This window comes from Cellulomonas sp. P4_H12 (assembly GCF_056400905.1).
The window spans coordinates 85,800-103,779 of the sequence record NZ_JBFUKJ010000001.1 but is presented as its reverse complement, the minus strand read 5'-3'; the positions used below and the strand labels follow the sequence as shown (position 1 = coordinate 103,779).

At 71.2% G+C, this 17,980-nt stretch carries 14 protein-coding genes; 12 read left to right on the top strand and 2 right to left on the bottom strand.

Annotation, left to right across the window (positions count from 1 at the left end):
- The first annotated feature begins 91 nt into the window (after positions 1 to 91).
- The 6 genes from AC1DQC_RS00525 to AC1DQC_RS00500 all read left to right on the top strand — a co-directional run bounded on the left by AC1DQC_RS00525 (position 92) and on the right by AC1DQC_RS00500 (position 8,094).
- Positions 92 to 1,039, top strand: a complete 948-nt coding sequence (locus tag AC1DQC_RS00525) for a DUF808 domain-containing protein (RefSeq protein WP_477049272.1) — start codon at positions 92 to 94, stop codon at positions 1,037 to 1,039.
- Positions 1,040 to 1,066: 27 nt separating this feature from the next.
- The gene (locus AC1DQC_RS00520) at positions 1,067 to 2,290 is read left to right on the top strand and encodes a cation:proton antiporter (RefSeq protein WP_477049271.1); all 1,224 of its coding nucleotides are present in this window, start codon (positions 1,067 to 1,069) and stop codon (positions 2,288 to 2,290) included.
- 138 nt (positions 2,291 to 2,428) lie between these two features.
- Positions 2,429 to 4,078 carry an ABC transporter substrate-binding protein gene (locus AC1DQC_RS00515; protein ID WP_477049270.1) on the top strand — a complete coding sequence of 550 codons (1,650 nt, stop codon included), beginning with the start codon at positions 2,429 to 2,431 and terminating at the stop codon, positions 4,076 to 4,078.
- A gap of 109 nt (positions 4,079 to 4,187) precedes the next feature.
- Positions 4,188 to 5,300: an ABC transporter permease gene (locus tag AC1DQC_RS00510; RefSeq protein ID WP_477049269.1), complete on the top strand. Its 1,113-nt coding sequence runs from the start codon at positions 4,188 to 4,190 to the stop codon at positions 5,298 to 5,300.
- Positions 5,300 to 6,400, top strand: a complete 1,101-nt coding sequence (locus tag AC1DQC_RS00505) for an ABC transporter permease (RefSeq protein ID WP_477049268.1) — start codon at positions 5,300 to 5,302, stop codon at positions 6,398 to 6,400. Before AC1DQC_RS00510 ends, AC1DQC_RS00505 begins: the two co-directional genes overlap by 1 nt.
- Complete coding sequence (locus AC1DQC_RS00500; RefSeq protein WP_477049267.1) at positions 6,397 to 8,094, top strand: ABC transporter ATP-binding protein; 1,698 nt, start codon at positions 6,397 to 6,399, stop codon at positions 8,092 to 8,094. The genes AC1DQC_RS00505 and AC1DQC_RS00500 overlap by 4 nt, the downstream gene beginning before the upstream one ends.
- Before the next feature lie 4 nt (positions 8,095 to 8,098).
- Here AC1DQC_RS00500 and AC1DQC_RS00495 read toward each other — a convergent pair whose 3' ends face one another.
- Entirely contained in the window at positions 8,099 to 9,175 is a 1,077-nt protein-coding gene (locus AC1DQC_RS00495) for a hypothetical protein (RefSeq protein WP_477049266.1), read from the bottom strand.
- 63 nt (positions 9,176 to 9,238) lie between these two features.
- On the opposite strand from AC1DQC_RS00495, the gene AC1DQC_RS00490 reads away from it, so the two are divergent.
- Positions 9,239 to 10,099 (top strand): hypothetical protein, encoded by an 861-nt coding sequence (locus tag AC1DQC_RS00490; protein ID WP_477049265.1) that lies wholly within the window; start codon positions 9,239 to 9,241, stop codon positions 10,097 to 10,099.
- Between the two features lie 6 nt (positions 10,100 to 10,105).
- Here the strand turns inward: AC1DQC_RS00490 and yicI are convergent, their stop codons facing one another.
- The gene (yicI, locus tag AC1DQC_RS00485) at positions 10,106 to 12,400 is read right to left on the bottom strand and encodes an alpha-xylosidase (protein WP_477049264.1); all 2,295 of its coding nucleotides are present in this window, start codon (positions 12,398 to 12,400) and stop codon (positions 10,106 to 10,108) included.
- Between the two features lie 196 nt (positions 12,401 to 12,596).
- Here yicI and AC1DQC_RS00480 point away from each other — a divergent pair, with 196 nt between their 5' ends.
- From AC1DQC_RS00480 to AC1DQC_RS00460, 5 genes are all read left to right on the top strand, one after another.
- Positions 12,597 to 13,598 carry a LacI family DNA-binding transcriptional regulator gene (locus AC1DQC_RS00480; RefSeq protein WP_477049263.1) on the top strand — a complete coding sequence of 334 codons (1,002 nt, stop codon included), beginning with the start codon at positions 12,597 to 12,599 and terminating at the stop codon, positions 13,596 to 13,598.
- Between the two features lie 240 nt (positions 13,599 to 13,838).
- Complete coding sequence (locus tag AC1DQC_RS00475) at positions 13,839 to 15,146, top strand: ABC transporter substrate-binding protein (protein ID WP_477049262.1); 1,308 nt, start codon at positions 13,839 to 13,841, stop codon at positions 15,144 to 15,146.
- A 62-nt stretch (positions 15,147 to 15,208) separates the two neighbouring features.
- On the top strand, positions 15,209 to 16,165 hold the full coding sequence (locus AC1DQC_RS00470) for a carbohydrate ABC transporter permease (protein ID WP_477049261.1): 957 nt from the start codon (positions 15,209 to 15,211) through the stop codon (positions 16,163 to 16,165).
- The gene (locus AC1DQC_RS00465) at positions 16,165 to 17,034 is read left to right on the top strand and encodes a carbohydrate ABC transporter permease (RefSeq protein WP_477049260.1); all 870 of its coding nucleotides are present in this window, start codon (positions 16,165 to 16,167) and stop codon (positions 17,032 to 17,034) included. Before AC1DQC_RS00470 ends, AC1DQC_RS00465 begins: the two co-directional genes overlap by 1 nt.
- On the top strand, positions 17,031 to 17,969 hold the full coding sequence (locus tag AC1DQC_RS00460) for an aldo/keto reductase (RefSeq protein ID WP_477049259.1): 939 nt from the start codon (positions 17,031 to 17,033) through the stop codon (positions 17,967 to 17,969). The genes AC1DQC_RS00465 and AC1DQC_RS00460 overlap by 4 nt, the downstream gene beginning before the upstream one ends.
- The last annotated feature ends 11 nt before the right edge of the window (positions 17,970 to 17,980 follow it).

Here is a 17,980-nt window from a genome sequence, read left to right as displayed (position 1 = left end):
CACACCTCCGTTCGGGTGCCGGGAGCGTATCTCGACGACGCGGCTGCTGTGCCAGGATCACCCTTCCGGCCCGACGACCGAGGGAGTACCGATGGCAGGCGGACTCGCCGCGCTTCTCGACGACATCGCCGCCCTGGCCAAGCTCGCCGCGGCCTCGGTCGACGACGTCGGCGCCGCCGCGGGCCGGGCCAGCGCGAAGGCCGCGGGCGTCGTCATCGACGACACGGCCGTGACGCCGCGCTACGTCCACGGCTTCACGCCCGACCGCGAGCTGCCGATCGTCCGACGGATCGCCGTGGGCTCGCTGCGCAACAAGCTGCTGTTCATCCTCCCGGCGGCCCTGCTGCTCAGCCAGTTCCTCCCCTGGCTGTTGACGCCGATCCTCATGGTCGGCGGCACCTACCTCGCCTACGAGGGCGCGGAGAAGATCTGGGAGCTGGTCAGCGGGCACGCGAAGGAGCACACGACCACGCCGGTCGCCGCGCAGGGCGAGGGCACCGAGAAGTCGATGGTGAGCGGCGCGATCCGCACGGACTTCATCCTGTCGGCCGAGATCATGGTCATCGCCCTCAACGAGGTGGCCGACGAGCCGCTGCTGTCCCGCGCGATCATCCTGGCCATCGTGGCGCTGGTCATCACCGCGCTCGTCTACGGGGTCGTCGGGCTCATCGTCAAGATGGACGACATCGGCCTCCACCTGGCCGGGCGCAGCAACACCGCGGCCGCCGCCACCGGGCGCGTGCTGGTGAAAGCCATGCCGAAGGTCCTCTCCGTGCTCTCGACCGTCGGCATCGTCGCCATGCTCTGGGTGGGCGGCCACATCCTGCTGGCCGGCGTCGACGAGCTGGGCTGGCACGCCCCCTCCGAGCTGCTGCACCACCTCGAGGACGCCGTGCACGGCGTGCCGGGGGTCGGGGGGCTGCTCGCGTGGCTGGTCGACACGCTCGGGTCCGCGCTCGTCGGGCTCGTGGTCGGCGCGGTCGTCGTCGCCGTCCTGCACCTGGTCCCGCGACGCAAGCAGACGCAGCCCGCCCACTGACGCGCACCGGCCGACACAATGGCCGACATGGAGCTCGGGTTCACCGCCGGCATCGCCGCGATCGTCCTGTTCGGGGTCCTCGGTCAGATCCTGGGCAAGGCCGTCCGCATCCCCTCGATCATCCCGCTGCTGGTCCTGGGGCTGCTGGTCGGCCCGGTGCTGGGCTGGGTCAACCCCGACGCGATCCTGGGGGACGCGCTGTTCCCGCTGGTGTCGATGGCGGTGGGCCTCCTGCTGTTCGAGGAGTCGCTCAAGCTGGACCTCTCGCGGCTGCACGGCGGCGCGCGACGTCCCGTGCTCGGGCTCGTCACCATGGGGGCGATCGTCACGGGCCTCGGAGCGACGGTGCTGGCGCGCTGGGTGTTCGACCTGCCGCTCGACCATGCCGCCGTCATCGGCGCGATCCTCATCGTCTCCGGCCCGACGGTCGTCGGTCCCATGCTCGCGGTGATCCGGCCGAAGCAGCCGCTCGAGTCGGTGCTCGCGTTCGAGGGCATCTTCATCGACCCGATCGGCGCGACGGTCGCGCTCGGCATGGTGAACCTCGCGCTGCACGACGGCGCGCCCCACCTCGGCTGGACGGCACTGACCGGCATCCTCACCGGGCTGGTCGCTGCGGGCGTCTTCCTCGCGCTGGTCGCGGTCGGCAAGGTCCCGCCGGCCACGCACGTCGCGCTCGGGGTCGCCGTCGCGCTCACGGCCTTCGCCTCGGCCGAGGCGCTCTACGAGGAGTCGGGGCTCTGGGCGACCACGGCGCTCGGTGTCGCCCTCGCCAACCAGCCGTGGGTGCGGCTCGACGCGCTGCACGAGTTCGGCAGCCACGTCGGCATGCTGCTGATCGGGTCCCTGTTCATCCTGCTGGCCGCGCGCGTCGACCTCGACGCGCTGCTGCACTACGGCCCGCAGACGCTGGTGCTGGTCGGCCTCCTGGTCCTCGGCCTGCGCCCGCTCGCGGCGTGGCTCGCCACGACGCGGACCGTCCTGACCCGTCGAGAGCGGGGCATGGTCGCCTGGATGGCGCCGCGCGGCATCGTCGCCGCGTCGACCGCGAGCGTCTTCGCGCTCCAGTTCGAGGACAAGGGCGAACCGTTCCCGCAGCTGATCCCCGTGGTCTTCGGCGTCGTGCTGACGACCGCGATCGTCTACGGCCTGACGGGTCCGCTGGTGGCGGGCCTGCTCGGGGTGCGTTCCGACGAGCCGGAGAACGTCGACGAGGACGGGATCCCCCGAGAAATCTCCGGACGATCGTGACCATCCCGAGATGTGGATGTTACTTACCGGTAAGACCCTCGTGATGCCTGACACATCTGTGTGCTACCCATAGCCCACTGAGAACCCAGCCGGCGGGCGCCCCTCGCGCGCCCGTGGCCCTGACAGAAGAGGTATTGCATGACCTCCCTCGCACCCTCCCGTCGCCGCGTCCTCGCGGCGACCGCGGGACTCGCGGCGACAGCCTTCGTGCTGACCGCCTGCTCGGGCAGCAACGACGACGGCAGCGACGGCGGCAGCACCTCCGCCGCCGGCGGCGCCCTGACGATCGGCACCACGGACAAGGTCACCACGCTGGACCCGGCCGGTTCGTACGACAACGGCTCGTTCGCCGTCATGAACCAGGTGTTCCCGTTCCTCATGAACACCCCGTACGGCAGCCCGGACGTCGAGCCCGACATCGCCGACTCGGCGGAGTTCACGGCCCCGACCGAGTACACGGTCAAGCTCAAGCCCGGCCTGAAGTGGGCCAACGGCCACGACCTGACGGCCTCGGACGTGAAGTTCTCGTTCGACCGGATGGTCAAGATCGCCGACGAGAACGGGCCGTCGTCGCTGCTGTACAACCTGGACAGCACCGAGGCGGTCGACGACACGACGGTCGTCTTCCACCTGAAGTCGGAGAACGACCAGATCTTCCCGCAGATCCTGTCCAGCCCCGCGGGCCCGATCGTCGACGAGGAGGTCTTCTCGGCCGACGCGCTGACGCCCGACAACGAGATCGTCGACGGCGACGCCTTCGCCGGGCAGTACACGATCACGGGCTACGACTTCAACTCGCTGATCTCCTACAAGGCGAACCCCGACTACAAGGGTGTCCTGCCGCCGGCGAAGACCGACGAGGTCAACGTCAAGTACTACGCGGACTCGTCGAACCTCAAGCTGGACATCCAGGAGGGGAACATCGACGTGGCGTTCCGCAGCCTCTCGGCGACGGACATCGCGGACCTCAAGACCTCCGACAAGGTCAAGGTCGTCGACGGACCCGGCGGGGAGATCCGCTACATCACGTTCAACTTCGACACGCAGCCGTACGGCGCCAAGACGGACGACGCCGACCCGGCGAAGGCCCTCGCGGTGCGCCAGGCCGTGGCCGACCTGGTCGACCGCAAGCCGCTGTCGGAGCAGGTCTACAAGGGCACCTACACGCCCCTGTACTCCTACGTGCCGGACGGCCTCACGGGCGCCACCGAGTCGCTGAAGAGCCTCTACGGCGACGGTGAGGGCGGCCCCGACGCCGACAAGGCGAAGGCGGCCCTCGAGGACGCCGGCGTCACGACGCCGGTCGCGCTCAGCCTGCAGTACTCGAACGACCACTACGGTCCGTCGTCGGCCGACGAGTACGCCCTGGTCAAGGAGCAGCTGGAGAAGGGCGGCCTGTTCAAGGTCGACCTGCAGACCACCGAGTGGGTCCAGTACTCCAAGGACCGCACCGCCGACGTCTACCCCGCGTACCAGCTCGGCTGGTTCCCGGACTACTCCGACGCCGACAACTACCTCACGCCGTTCTTCCTCAAGGAGAACTTCCTGGCCAACCACTACGACAACCCGACGGTCAACGACATGATCCTGCAGCAGGCCACCACGACCGACCCCGATGCGCGCACCAAGCTCATCGAGCAGATCCAGGACGCCGTCGCGAAGGACCTGTCCACGGTCCCGCTGCTGCAGGGCGCCCAGGTGGCCGTCGTCGGCAAGGACGTGAAGGGCACCGAGGACACCCTCGACGCCTCGTTCAAGTTCCGCTACGGCGCGCTCTCGAACGGCTGACACACCGCACAACCGGCCGACGGTCCCGTCCCCGAGCACAATCGGGGGCGGGGCCGTCCGGCTCGTCCGCACCGCAACGCCGCGGGATGACCATGCACAGGCAGGAACCATGACCTCCACCACCACCGGAGCGCCCACGGGCGTCGCGCCCGGAGCACCCACCGCGCCGGCGACCCCGGCCGCGAAGAGCAGGCGATCGGGGGGCCACCTGGGCAGCTACCTGCTGATCCGGTTCCTGCTGATCTTCCCCACGATCTTCATCCTGGTGACCACCGTCTTCGTCCTCATGCGCTCGACGGGGGACCCGATCACCGCGTCGCTGGGCGGGCGGCTCACGCACGACCAGCTGCAGGAGCGGATCCACGCCGCCGGCTACGACCGGCCGATCATCGTGCAGTACCTCGACTACCTCGGGAAGCTGCTGCACGGCGACTTCGGCACGACGATCTCCGACAACCGACCCGTCACCCAGGTCGTCGTCACCTACGGGACGGCGACCCTCGAGCTGGCGGTCTACGCGCTGCTGGTCGCACTCCTCATCGGTATCCCGCTGGGCCGCATCGCCGCCGCCCGCCGCGACCGCGGGGTCGACGCGTCGCTGCGCGTCTCCGGGATCGTCGCCTACGCGACGCCCGTGTTCTTCGCCGGCATCCTGCTCAAGCTCGTCTTCTCCGTCTGGCTCGGCTGGCTGCCCGTCGCCGGACGCGCCTCGACCGACGCGCAGATCGAGATCCAGCGCAACGGCGCCGGGACCGGCATCTACCTCATCGACGCGATCAGCACCGGGGATCCCGCCGTGGTCTGGGACGTCATCCAGCACGCGATCCTGCCCGCGGTCGCGCTCGGCCTGCTGACGGGCGGGATCTTCCTGCGGCTCGTCCGCACCAACGTCATCGGCACGCTGTCCACCGGCTACGTCGAGGCGGCGCGCTCGCGCGGCGTGAACGAGCGGCGCCTGCTGCGCCAGCACGCGTGGCGGCCCGCGCTCGTCCCCATCATCACGGTGATCGGCCTGCAGGTCGCCCTGCTGCTCAGCGGTGCCGTGCTCACCGAGAAGACCTTCGAGTGGAAGGGCCTCGGCTTCCAGCTGGTCCAGTACCTGCTGGCGCGCGACTTCGTCGCCGTCCAGGGCCTGGTGGTGCTGCTCGCCGTCGTGGTGGCGCTGACGAACTTCATCGTCGACGTCATCGCCGCACTCGTCGACCCGAGGATCAAGTACTGATGACCGCGCTCACGCCCCTCGACGGCCCCGACGCCGTCCACGCCGCCCCCGCGGCGCCCGAGCACACCGCGTTCTGGAAGCGGCTGCCCGTGCTCCGTCAGCTCCGCACCAGCGTCGGCCTGCAGCGCACGATGCTCGTCGGCGGACTCGTGCTCATGGCGATCTTCGTCGTGACCGCCGTGTTCGCCCCCCTGCTCGCGCCCTACGGGTACGCGCAGCTGTCCTCGGGCGACGTCAACTTCGGCTCGCAGCAGCCGCCGTCCGCCGAGCACTGGCTGGGCACGACCGTCGGCGGCTACGACGTGCTGTCCCGGACCATCTGGGGCGCGCGCCCGGCGGCCCTCGTCATCGTCGTGGCCGTCGTGCTGTCCATCTTCCTCGGCGTCGCGCTCGGGCTGGTGTCCGGGTACTTCGGCGGGTGGGTCGACCGCGTGCTCGTCGTCATCGCCGACGCGCTGTTCGCGTTCCCGTCGCTGCTGCTCGCCATCGTCGTCGCCATCGTCATCAGCGGCGGACAGTCCTCGATGTGGGGCGGGGTGATGGCCGCGGCCATCTCGCTCAGCGTCGTGATGATCCCCCAGTACTTCCGCGTGGTCCGCGCCGAGGTGGTGCGGGTCAAGGCCGAGGCGTTCGTCGAGTCAGCACGGGTCATCGGCTCCGGCCACCTGCGGATCATGGGCCGCCACGTGCTGCGCAACTCCACCCGCACGCTCCCCCTGATCCTCACGCTCAACAGCTCCGAGGCCGTGCTGACGCTGGCGGGCCTCGGGTTCCTCGGCTTCGGCATCGAGCCGACCGCGGCGGCGGACTGGGGCTACGACCTGTCCAAGTCGCTGTCCGACGCGACCAGCGGCATCTGGTGGACGGCCATCCCGCCGGGCGTCGCGATCGTGCTCACCGTGCTGGGCGTCACGCTCGTCGGGGAGTCGCTCAACGACCTGGCCGACCCGCGCCTGCGCACCCGTCGTCGGGCCAAGGCCGCCGCGCCGGTGAGCCCCGTCGTGGCCGTCCCCGGCGGGGTGGCCGACGACGACTTCGGCACCATCGACGAGCTCGAGGCGCCCTCGAACCTGTACGGAGAGACCGAGGACCGCTCATGACCAACGTCGTCGACATCCAGAACCTGCACGTCTCGTTCGCGACGGACTCCGGCACGGTCCGCGCCGTGGAGGGCGTCACGCTCACCGTGGCGGCCGGGGAGGTGCTCGCCATCGTCGGCGAGTCGGGCTCCGGCAAGACCGTCACCGCGCGGTCGATCCTGGGCCTGCTGCCCGAGACCGCCCTGACCAGCGGCGCCGTGCTGCTCACGCGCAAGGACGGCTCGGCCACCCACGACGTGGTCACCATGAGCGCAGGCGACCTGCGCGACGTGCGCGGTCGCGACGCGGCGATGGTGTTCCAGGAGCCGTCGACCGCCCTGAACCCGGTGTTCCCCGTCGGCTGGCAGATCGCCGAGGGCCTGCGCGCCCACCGGCGGCTGTCCAAGGACGACGCGCGCCAGCAGGCCATCGAGGTGCTGCGCCTGGTCGGCATCCCCGACCCCGAGCACCGCGTCGACCACTACCCGCACCAGTTCTCGGGCGGCCAGAAGCAGCGCATCGTCATCGCGCAGGCCCTGGTGCTCGACCCGGGCCTGATCGTGGCCGACGAGCCGACGACGGCGCTCGACGTCACCGTGCAGGCGGAGATCCTCGACCTGCTGCGCCGGCTCCCCCAGGAGTTCGGCTCGGCGATCGTGCTGATCACGCACAACATGGGCGTCGTCGCGGACCTCGCCGACCGCGTGGCGGTCATGTACAACGGCGAGATCGTCGAGCAGGCCGACGTGCGGACGCTGTTCGCGGCGCCGCAGCACCCCTACACGCGCAAGCTTCTCGACGCCGTCCCGCGCGTCGGCGGTCGCCGCCTGCGCGACCGCGTGCGCGTGGCCGACGAGCTCGAGGCGATGGTCGTCGACGAGTCCGCCACGCCCGTGGTCGAGGCGACCGACCTGCGCATCGTGTACCCCGGCCGGCTGCGGCAGCCCGCGTTCACGGCCGTCGACGGCGTCGACCTGGCCATCCGCCCGGGCGAGGTGCTCGGCCTGGTGGGCGAGTCGGGCAGCGGCAAGACGACGATCGGTCGGGCCATCGCCGGCCTCACGCCCGTCAGCGGCGGGTCGCTCAAGGTGCACGGCGTCGAGATGCTCGGCGTGCGCGAGAAGACCTTCAAGCCCGTCCGCAAGCGCATCGGGTTCGTGTTCCAGGACCCGGCCACCAGCTTCAACCCGCTGCTGACCATCGCGCAGTGCGTGGCCGAGCCGATGGTCGTGCACGGCCTCGCGCCGAACCCGGTCGAAGCGCGCCCGCGGGTCGACGAGCTCATGGAGGCCGTCCAGCTGCCCAAGGCGTTCGGCGACCGGTTCCCCCACGAGCTCTCGGGTGGCCAGCGACAGCGCGCCAGCCTCGCCCGGGCACTCATCCTCGGTCCCGAGCTGCTCATCGCCGACGAGCCGACGAGCGCGCTCGACGTGTCCGTGCAGGCGCGCGTCCTCGACCTGTTCGCCCGCCTGCAGGCCGAGCTCGGCTTCGCGTGCCTGTTCATCAGCCACGACCTGGCCGTCGTCGACCTGCTCGCCCACCGCATCGCCGTGCTGCACCGCGGAGTCCTGGTGGAGGAGGGCACGGGCGACGAGGTCCTCGGCGCACCGAAGCACCCGTACACGCAACGCCTGCTGGCGTCGCTGCCCGTGCCGGACCCGATCGAGCAGGCCGACCGCCGCGAGCAGTGGAGGAACCTGCGCGGGCAGGGCTGAGGCGTCAGGCGGCCGTCGCGAGGCACGCCTCGCGGCGCGCCGCGTAGCGGTCGTACAGCGTGACGACGAGCGCGACGAGGTAGGCGAAGAGGAGGACGTCCCCGACGGACACCTGGCCGCGCTGCCCGGTCGCGAACGCGGCGAACACGAGCATGGCGACCACGCTGATCGCGGTGTTCACGGCGACCTGGACGGCGAGCGGGCGGTCGCGCCGCCGCCAGGTCGCGAGGACGGCGTGCACCAGCACCGTGCCCGTCACGACGAGCGCCACGACCGAGGGCCGCGCCTGCACGCTGGGGTACGACTCGACCATGATCACCGTGACCAGCCCGGCCAGCACCGCCTTCTCGACCACGTGCCGGAGGCCGGACGGCGCGACCGCGACCGGCCGTCGCGGCAGCCACCCGACCCGTTCCGCCACCACGTCGGCGTCCAGCGTGAACGGCCAGTCGGCCGGGGGCAGCCGACGGGACAGCCGGCGCCCGGCGATCACGAGCACGACGGCGAGGACCGCCAGGACGCCCCACACCCAGGGCCGCTCGTCCACGAGCCGACCGAACTCGTCCGTGAAGTCGAGCTGGGCGACGTGGATCCACCACTCCTGCGGAAGCTTGATCACGACCCAGATGAGCCCCGCGGTCCACAGGAGCGCCGCCTTGCTCAGCCGGCTCGCGTCCCACCGGGTCCGGACCACCTCGATGGCGATGACGAAGTACTCGAACGTGTTGGGGAACACCATGAGCAGCCAGCGCGCGCCGGTGAGCTCGAAGGCGAGCACCCCCACCAGCCGGTAGTACCAGAGGAACGCGGCGACCCCCACGGCGAACGGGTTGCGCCAGTTCCGCAGCACCGCGAGGTAGGCGATCGTCAGGTAGTAGATGTCCAGCGCCTTGTCGTACGACTGGTAGTTGTCGAGCGGCAGGCCGGTGAACGCCGCGAAGATCGACTTGTCCAGGCCGTCGATCACCAGCGCGGCCAGGATCGCGGGCAGCGGGAACCGCGGGATGAAGAGCGGGACCACCAGGCGCAGCCCCACCACCAGCACGAACACGGTCCAGTCGACGGTGCTCGCGTTGGCCATGGTGGGGACTGTAGCCACCCGGAACGCCCTCGCGACCACGCTGCTCGCCCCTAGCCTGGCGCCATGCGGAACAGGCTGGTCGTCGCCGGCGCCGTCGCGGCCGGGGTGCTGGGCGTGGTCGTCGCGCTGGTGGCGCTCTTCCCGCCCGTGCGCCAGGTTCCCGGTCCGCGCGCCGGTCTGGTGGTCGCCGGGGCCCTCGCCGCGCTGGCCGTGGCCGCCCTCGTCGTCCGCCGGCGTTCGACCGCGGCGCGGTGGGCCGCCTGGTTCGCCCTTCCCGCGGTCACGCTCGGTGCGGTGTGGTGGTGGCAGCCCCAGGGCTCGTTCGGCTGGTTCGCGTACGCCCCGCTCTCCTCGGTCGTGGTCCAGGGCTCGTCGGGTGCCGACCTCCTGCTGCCCGCCCTCGTGCTGCTGCTCGGCGCGCTCGCGACGACGGGCGTGGTCACTCTCGTCGGCGACGAGTCCCCGGTCCGCGTGCTCGCCGTCGTCGCGGCGGCCCTCACCGCCCCGCTGTGGGTGCTGCCCGGTGTCCGCCTCACCGCGTACGGCGCGACACTTTCCGGCGAGCTGATCCCCTCCCGGGTCACGGTCGTCCGGACGGCGACGCTGCTCCTGGTCCTCGTCGTCGGCGCGGCCGTGCTCCTGGCCCGGCGGCCCGCGCCCGGGCGGGCAGCCGCCTACGCCGTCCCCGCCGCCGGGCTCAGCTGGGTCTGGTGGCAGACGGGTGCGGGCGCCACGGTGGGCGTCGCCCTGTCCGGCGGCACACCGGGCCCCGGCTTCTCCGACCTGCTCCCGTGGCTGGTGACGCCCGTCGCGGAGAGCGCCCTGGTGATCGTCCTGTGGGTGCTGACGTTCCTCGGCGCGCGCGTGCTGGTCGCTCGCTACCGCCCACCGGACGCGCTCCCCGTCAACCCGTTGGAGCCCTGAGCGGGATCAGACCGCCGCGAGGTCCACCGTGGCCACCGACCGTCCCGGTCCCCCGGCCGCGGTCAGCACCGGCCGCGCCCCGGCGGGCTCGACCCGCACGGACCACGGCGCGCTCGCGCCCCGCGCCTCCACGCGCACCTCGTCGCCGGTCCGCTGCACGACGAACGTGACGTCCCCGCGGTCTCCGACGGCGGGGATCGTGGTCAGCGAGCGGTGTCCGTCGGGGATCTCGAAGAGTCGGAGCGTGATGCCGTCGGCCCAGTCGTAGTCGGGGCGGTCGGTGCGGGCGCCGACGGGCAGGACGGTGCCGGGGCGCACGTAGAGGGGGACGGAGTCGAAGGCGTGTCGTTCGTGGACCCAGCGGGGGCCGGTGACCTGGTGGCCGGTGAGCAGCGAGGTCCAGGTGCCCTCGGGCAGGTACACGTCCACGTCTCCGTCGGCGGTGAAGACGGGGGCGACGAGCAGGTCGGGTCCGAGCATGTACTGGGTGTCGATGCTCGCGGCGCCGGGGTCGTGCGGGAACTCCAGCACCATGGGCCGCATCACGGGTGTCCCGTGCTGGTGTGCCTCGATGCCGGCGGCGGCCAGGTAGGGCATCAGGGACAGCTTGAGCCGGGTGAACGTGCGGGTGACCTCGACGGCTTCCTGGTCGAACGCCCAGGGGACCCGGTAGGAGCTGGAGCCGTGCAGGCGGCTGTGCGAGGACAGCATCCCGAACGCGACCCACCGTTTGAACACGGCCGGGTCGGGGGTGCCCTCGAACCCGCCGATGTCGTGGCTCCAGAACCCGAACCCCGAGGCGGCCAGGGACAGGCCGCCGCGCAGGGACTCGGCCATGGACACGAACGTGGACTCACAGTCCCCACCCCAGTGCACCGGGAACTGCTGCCCACCGGCGGTGGCGGACCGGGCGAACAGCACCGCCTCCCCCTCACCCCGCTCGGCGACCAGGAGGTCGAAGACGGCCCGGTTGTACAGGTGGGTGTAGTAGTTGTGCATCCGCGCCGGGTCCGACCCGTCATGCCAGACCACGTCGGTGGGGATGCGTTCGCCGAAGTCGGTCTTGAACGCATCCACCCCCTGGGCCAGCAGGCGGCGCAGGTGCCCCTGGAACCAGGCCACCGCGGCCGGGTTGGTGAAGTCGACCAGGCCCATGCCGGCCTGCCACTGGTCGGTCTGCCAGATCGACCCATCGGCCCGGGTGACCAGGAACCCGCCGGCGCGGCCCTCCTCGAACAGGGCGGAGCGTTGCGCGATGTAGGGGTTGATCCACACGCACACCTGCAACCCCTTGGCGTGCAACCGGGCCAGCATGCCCTCGGGGTCGGGGAACGTGGCCGGGTCCCAGGTGAAGTCGCTCCAGTGGAACGCCCGCATCCAGAAGCAGTCGAAATGGAACACACTCAACGGCAACCCACGGTCGGCCATGCCGTCCACGAACGAGGTCACCGTGGCCTCGTCGTAGTCCGTGGTGAACGAGGTGGACAACCACAACCCGTACGACCACGCCGGCGGCAGCGCCGGGCGCCCGGTCAACGCGGTGTACCGGCGCAGCACGTCCTTGGGGGTCGGGCCGTGGATCACGTAGTACTGCAGGCTCTGCCCGGGCACCGAGAACTGGGTGCGCGACACCGCCTCCGAGCCGACCTCGAACGACACCCGCCCGGGGTGGTCCACGAACACCCCGTACCCGGCATCGGAGAGGTAGAACGGCACGTTCTTGTACGCCTGCTCACTCGAGGTCCCGCCGTCGGCGTTCCAGATGTCCACCGACTGCCCGTTCTTCACGAACGCACCGAACCGCTCCCCCAACCCATACACGTGCTCACGCACACCGAGCGAGAGCTGCTCGTGCACGAACGCCTCACCCGCCGCATCGGTGACGATCCCCACCGACCGCGCCGACGACGACGTCAACACCCGACCGTCCGCCTCGAACCGCACGTGCCAGGCGCCCGCCGTCGCGATGCGCGCGCTCAGGGCGCCGCTGCGCAGCGTGACGAACCCGTCGTCCGGGCCGACGATCTTCACGTCCGCGGCGCCCTCGGCCACCTCGAAGTGCGGACCCGCATCCACCCCGCCGCTGAAGTGCTCGATGCGCACCCGGATCACGTCGTCCATCGGGCTGTCGAACGCCACCGAGACGAGCGGCCGGTTGAGAGAGTCGCCTCGGCGCAGCTGCGGAGCGGTGGGCGCGTACACCCGCACGTCGGCGTCGCCGACGACGACGTCCGCGATGTCACGGGGGTGCAGCACGCTCGTGCCCGGGAGCGTCTGCCAGTAGCCGTCGGTGAACTTCATCGTCGTCCTCTCGGTCCTGCCCCGGTCCGACCGCACGGATCGTCGAAGCGCTTCGCCTGACGGAGCGTACGTCACGGGCGACGCCACGCCTAGTGCTGCCGACCGAAGGCGGTGCGGCTCAGCCCGAGAAATGCACCGCGACCTCCCCGCATGCATTCTGGGGCTGCGCGGCCCGAGGGACCGCTAATCTTGCGCCATGGCGACCATCGGCGACGTGGCCCGCGCGGCAGGGGTCTCCCTGTCGACCGTGAGCTACGTGATCAGCGGCAAGCGGCCGATCTCCCAGCCCACCCGGGAGCGGGTCGAGCGCGCGATCCGCGACCTGGACTTCCACCCCCACGCCGGGGCGCAGGCGTTGGCGTCGGCCCGCAGCAACGTGATCGCGCTGATGGTGCCGTTCCGGCCCGGGATCAACGTGGCGATCATCATGGAGTTCGTCGCCGGGGTGGTGACCGCCGCCCGCACGTTCGACCACGACGTCCTGCTGCTCACCCAGGAGGACGTCCAGGAGATCGGCCGGGTCGCGGCCCGTTCCCTGGCGGACGCCGTGATCGTCATGGACGTGGAGGCGCAGGACGCGCGCCTGCCGTCGCTGCGCGCCCTCGACCTGCCCGCCGTCCTCATCGGCGTGCCCGACGACACCTCGGGCCTGGCGTGCGTCGACCTCGACTTCGCGGCGGCCGGCCGGCTGGCCACTCGGACCCTCGTCGGTGCAGGTCACGAGCGTCTCGCGCTCGTCGGCGCGTCCCGCCAGCGGTTCGAGCGCCGGGCCAACTACGCCATCCGGATGCGCGACGGCGTCGTCGACCAGGCCACCCACAGCGGGGCCGAGGTGCACGTCCTGCCGTGCGACCCCACGTACGCCGGTGGCGTCGCCGTGGTCGAGCAGCTGCTCGCCGAGCACCCTGAGGTGACGGGTCTCGTCGTGCACAACGAGGCCGCCCTCGCGGGCGTCGTCGACGCGCTCGAGCGGGCCGGCCGGCCCGTGCCCGGCGCCATGTCGCTCGTGGCGATCAGCGCCGCGAACATCGCCGAGAGCCTGCGCCACCCGGTCGACGCGATCACCGTGCCGGGGCACGACATCGGCCGGATCGCGGTCGAGATGGCGATGGCGCGCCTGCGCCAGGAAGGCCCCGGCGAGACGCGCCTGGTCTCTCCCACGCTGGAGCAGCGCGGGAGCGTCGCACCCCCTGCCTGACCTGCGGTGATCATGGCGGCGCGCCGTCCGGGTCGACATCGAAGCGCTTCGAATTCGTCGCTCGAAGCGCTTCGAAATGATCTCCCATCGCCATACGTCGGCCACGAATCAATGTCGCCGACCGGTTGACACCGGGGACGGATCGGGCACACGATGTCGCGCATCAGTCATCGAAGCGCTTCGCTTCGACGGGGTCCGCACCCCTACCCCTCAGTACCCACGTCAAGGGAGATGTGAAACATGCGTTCGAGAGTGATCACCGCCGCAGGCGCCCTGGTCGCCGTCGGTGCACTGCTCGTCGGCTGCTCCGGCGGCGGCTCGTCGGGCTCCGACGACTCCACCGCCGGCGGCCCGGTCACGCTCGACTACTGGGCGTGGGGCACGGCGCAGGACCCGATGGTCGACGCCTGGAACAAGGCGCACCCCGACATCCAGGTCAAGCACACCGACGCCGGCGGCGGCACCGACTCCTCCGCCAAGCTGCTCACCGCGACCCGGGCCGGCAACGCCCCAGACGTCTCGGTCGTCGAGTACCAGACGCTGCCCGCGATGATCGTCGGGGACGTCGCCGCCGACATCACGGACTACGTCGACGACGACCTCAAGTCGAAGTTCACCGACTCCACGTGGGGCCTGACCACGTTCAACGACGCGATCTACGGCATCCCGCAGGACGTCGGCCCCATGGCGTTCGTCTACAACCAGAAGCGGCTCGACGAGCTCGGCGTCCCGGTGCCCACCACCTGGGCCGAGTTCAAGACGGCGGCGCAGGCGGTCCACACGGCCGACCCGAGCGCGTACCTGGCCACGTTCAACACCTCCGAGTTCGGCTTCTTCGCGGGCATGGCCCAGCAGGCCGGCGCGAAGTGGTGGTCGGTCGACGGGGACAAGTGGACGGTCGGCATCGACGACGAGGCCTCGCAGCAGGTCGCCGACTACTGGCAGGACCTGATCGACAACGACCTCATCAAGGTCGAGGACCTGCTGACGCCGCAGTGGAACCAGGAGGTCAACGCCGGGCAGGTGCTGTCGTGGCCGTCCGCGCTGTGGGCGCCCGGCGTGATCTACGGCGTCGCCGAGTCGATGGCCGGCCAGTGGGCGATGGCCCCGCTGCCGCAGTGGACTCCCGGTGACAGCAAGGTCGCCTACCAGGGCGGCTCGGCGGTCGTCGTGACCACGTCGTCGAAGCACCCGAAGGAGGCCGCCGAGTTCGCGGCCTGGATCAACTCGACCGACGAGGGCGCCGGCATCCAGCTGTCCACGGGCCAGTACCCCGCGTCGACGCTGGGCCAGACCAAGGCCGAGACGTCCGACCCGCCGCTGCTCATGCCCCAGCAGACGGACTTCTGGAAACTCGCCTCGACGATCGCCGGCAACACGATCCCCAACATCTCGTGGGGCCCGAACGTCAACGTCGCGCAGTCCGCGTTCCAGGACGCGATGGCCAAGGCCGTGCAGGACGGGACGCCGCTGCGCGACGCCCTGACGGCCACGCAGAAGGTCGTGGTCGATGACATGAAGACGACCGGGTTCGACGTCAGCGAGTGAGCACGGCCCTGGCCGCGGCGTCCGTCCGGGCGCCGCGGCCGGGCCTGCCGGTGGAGAGGGACATGACAACCACGACGACTGCGCCGACGACGACGTCGACCGGCAGCATCCCGACGACCAGGCGGAGCCGGCGCTCCCCGATCGCCCCCTACGTGTTCGTCGCGCCGGCGGTGGTGCTCTTCGTCGCCTTCCTGCTCGTGCCGATGCTCTACTCGGTCTACCTCAGCTTCCGCGGGCTGCGCCTCATGCCGGGCGGGGCCTTCGGCAAGCGTGAGGAGGTCTTCATCGGCTTCGGCAACTACGTCTCCGCGCTCTCCGACCGGGACTTCCTCGCCGGCTTCGGCCGCCTCGCGATCTACGGCGCCATCGCGGTCCCCCTCACGCTCGGGCTGGCCCTCCTGTTCGCGCTGCTGCTCGACCTCGGCGCGACGAAGGCCAAGCGGTTCTCCCGTACGGCGATCTTCATCCCGTACGCAGTGCCCGGCGTCGTCGCGACGCTCATGTGGGGCTTCATGTACCTGCCCCTGACCAGCCCGTTCTCGTACATCACGGAGCAGCTGGGCTGGGGCACGATCCCGTTCCTGGAGAACCCGGAGATCTTCGGCTCGGTCGCGAACATCGCGATCTGGGGCGGCGTCGGGTTCAACATGATCATCATCTACACGTCGCTGCGGGGCATCCCGTCCGAGCTGTTCGACGCCGCCCGCATCGACGGCGCGAACGAGTGGCAGATCGCCTGGCGGATCAAGGTTCCGCTGGTGACGCCCGCGCTCGTGCTCACGGGGCTGTTCGCCCTCATCGGCACGCTCCAGGTCTACGGCGAGCCGACGACCCTGCGTCCGATGACCAGTGCGATCTCCCAGACCTGGGTGCCGCTCATGACCATCTACCGCGACGCCTTCGTCCGCGACGACCTGCCCCGCGCGGCCGCCGGCTCGGTGTTCCTCGCCGTCTGCACCGTCGCGCTGTCCGTCATCCTCCTGCGGCTGACGCAGAAGCGCGCCTTCGGAGAGAGCTGATGTCCCAGCCCACGCTCGCGCACGACACCGTGCGCACCCCGTTCCTCACCAAGGCCCTGCCGACCGCCGTCATCCTCGTCGGCGCGCTCTACTGCCTGGTGCCCGTGGCGTGGGTGCTCGTCGCGTCCACCAAGTCGCGCTCCGAGCTGTTCACGACGTTCACGTTCGCGCCCGGCAGCGGCCTCGTCGACAACCTGCACGACCTGTTCGCCTACGGCGGCGGCCAGTACGGCACCTGGGCGCTCAACAGCCTGCTCTACGCCGGCGTCGGCGCGGTGCTCTCGGTGGTCGTCTCGGCGATGGCCGGGTACGGCTTGGCCAAGTACCAGTTCCGCGGCCGCAACCTGGTCTTCTACTCGATCCTCGCGGGCGTCCTGATCCCCGGGATCACCCTGGCGATCCCGCAGTACCTGCTCATGTCGAAGCTCGGCTTCGCCGGCTCGTACGCGTCCGTGCTGCTGCCGATGATCGTCTCGCCGTTCGGCATCTACCTGTGCCGCGTGTTCGCGTCGGCCGCCGTCCCGGTGGAGACCATCGAGGCCGCCCGGCTCGACGGCGCGGGCGAGGCGCGGATCTTCACGAACATCGGCGTGCCGATGATGCTGCCCGGCATGGTGACCGTCTTCATGCTGCAGTTCGTCGGCATCTGGAACAACTTCCTGCTGCCGTTCATCATGCTGTCCGACCAGAGCCGGTACCCGATCACGGTGGGCCTCTACACGCTGCTGTCCAAGGGGTCGGGCGAGCCGGCGCTGTACAGCGTCGCGATCATCGGCGCGGCCGTGTCGATCATCCCGCTGGTCGCGCTGCTGCTCTTCCTGCAGCGGTTCTGGCGCCTGGACCTCATCAGCGGCGGGCTCAAGGGATGAGCGCGTCTCCCGACCCGGCCGCGCGCCGGGTGGTCGGGCCGGGCGTGGAGGTGGGCGTGCTGACCGTCGGCGCCTCGGCGCTGGGCCGGGACCGGGTCGACGACGAGACCGCGGCGGCGACGATCACCGCGGCGCTCACCGGCCCGCTCGCCGCGCTCGACACGGGCAACAACTACGGCCGGTCCGAGGAGCGGATCGGCGCGGTCCTGCGCGTGCTGGGTGGGGTGCCCGCCGGCCACGTCGTCGCGACGAAGGTCGATCCCGCCGGCGACGACTTCTCGGGCGACCGCGTCCGGCGCTCGGTCGAGGAGAGCCTCGAGCGGCTCGGCCTGGACCGGCTGCCGCTGGTGCACCTGCACGACCCGGAGCGCCTCACGTTCGAGGCGGCGACCGCGCCGGGCGGCCCGCTCGAGGCGCTCCTCGCGCTCCGGGACGAGGGCGTCGTGGGTCTGGTCGGCGTCGCCGGCGGACCGGCGGCCATGATGGAGCGCTTCGTGCGGCTCGGGGTGTTCGACGCCGCGGTGACGCACAACCGGCTCACGCTCCTCGACCGGTCCGCCGACGCGCTGCTCGACGCGGCCGTCGAGCACGGGGTCGCGGTGTTCAACGCCGCGCCGTTCGGCGGCGGCATGCTCGCGAAGGATCCGCAGCCCGTCCCGACGTACGCGTACCGGCCCGCCACACCCGAGCACGTCGCAGCGCTCACGGCGATCCGCGAGGCGTGCGCGCGGCACGGCGTGCCCGTGCCCGCCGCGGCGCTGCAGCTCTCCACGCGCGACCCGCGCGTCGCGTCGACCATCGTCGGGGCGACGCGGCCGCACCAGATCGACGACGCGCTCGCCTGGGCGCGGTACCCCGTTCCCGCCGACCTGTGGGACGAGCTGGCGACGCTGGTTCCCGACCAGCGCGTCTGGCTCGGCCCGGACGGTCGATGACCACCCCGCAG

What these genes read in the sequence shown, in the direction of transcription:
- AC1DQC_RS00515 (WP_477049270.1), top strand. Translation starts at nt 2,429, where the DNA reads ATGACCTCCCTCGCACCCTCCCGTCGCCGCGTCCTCGCGGCGACCGCG.
- AC1DQC_RS00525 (WP_477049272.1), top strand. Translation starts at nt 92, where the DNA reads ATGGCAGGCGGACTCGCCGCGCTTCTCGACGACATCGCCGCCCTGGCC.
- AC1DQC_RS00465 (WP_477049260.1), top strand. Translation starts at nt 16,165, where the DNA reads ATGTCCCAGCCCACGCTCGCGCACGACACCGTGCGCACCCCGTTCCTC.
- AC1DQC_RS00470 (WP_477049261.1), top strand. Translation starts at nt 15,209, where the DNA reads ATGACAACCACGACGACTGCGCCGACGACGACGTCGACCGGCAGCATC.
- AC1DQC_RS00505 (WP_477049268.1), top strand. Translation starts at nt 5,300, where the DNA reads ATGACCGCGCTCACGCCCCTCGACGGCCCCGACGCCGTCCACGCCGCC.
- AC1DQC_RS00460 (WP_477049259.1), top strand. Translation starts at nt 17,031, where the DNA reads ATGAGCGCGTCTCCCGACCCGGCCGCGCGCCGGGTGGTCGGGCCGGGC.
- AC1DQC_RS00520 (WP_477049271.1), top strand. Translation starts at nt 1,067, where the DNA reads ATGGAGCTCGGGTTCACCGCCGGCATCGCCGCGATCGTCCTGTTCGGG.
- AC1DQC_RS00475 (WP_477049262.1), top strand. Translation starts at nt 13,839, where the DNA reads ATGCGTTCGAGAGTGATCACCGCCGCAGGCGCCCTGGTCGCCGTCGGT.
- AC1DQC_RS00490 (WP_477049265.1), top strand. Translation starts at nt 9,239, where the DNA reads ATGCGGAACAGGCTGGTCGTCGCCGGCGCCGTCGCGGCCGGGGTGCTG.
- AC1DQC_RS00510 (WP_477049269.1), top strand. Translation starts at nt 4,188, where the DNA reads ATGACCTCCACCACCACCGGAGCGCCCACGGGCGTCGCGCCCGGAGCA.
- AC1DQC_RS00480 (WP_477049263.1), top strand. Translation starts at nt 12,597, where the DNA reads ATGGCGACCATCGGCGACGTGGCCCGCGCGGCAGGGGTCTCCCTGTCG.
- AC1DQC_RS00500 (WP_477049267.1), top strand. Translation starts at nt 6,397, where the DNA reads ATGACCAACGTCGTCGACATCCAGAACCTGCACGTCTCGTTCGCGACG.
- AC1DQC_RS00495 (WP_477049266.1), bottom strand. Translation starts at nt 9,175, where the DNA reads ATGGCCAACGCGAGCACCGTCGACTGGACCGTGTTCGTGCTGGTGGTG.
- yicI (WP_477049264.1), bottom strand. Translation starts at nt 12,400, where the DNA reads ATGAAGTTCACCGACGGCTACTGGCAGACGCTCCCGGGCACGAGCGTG.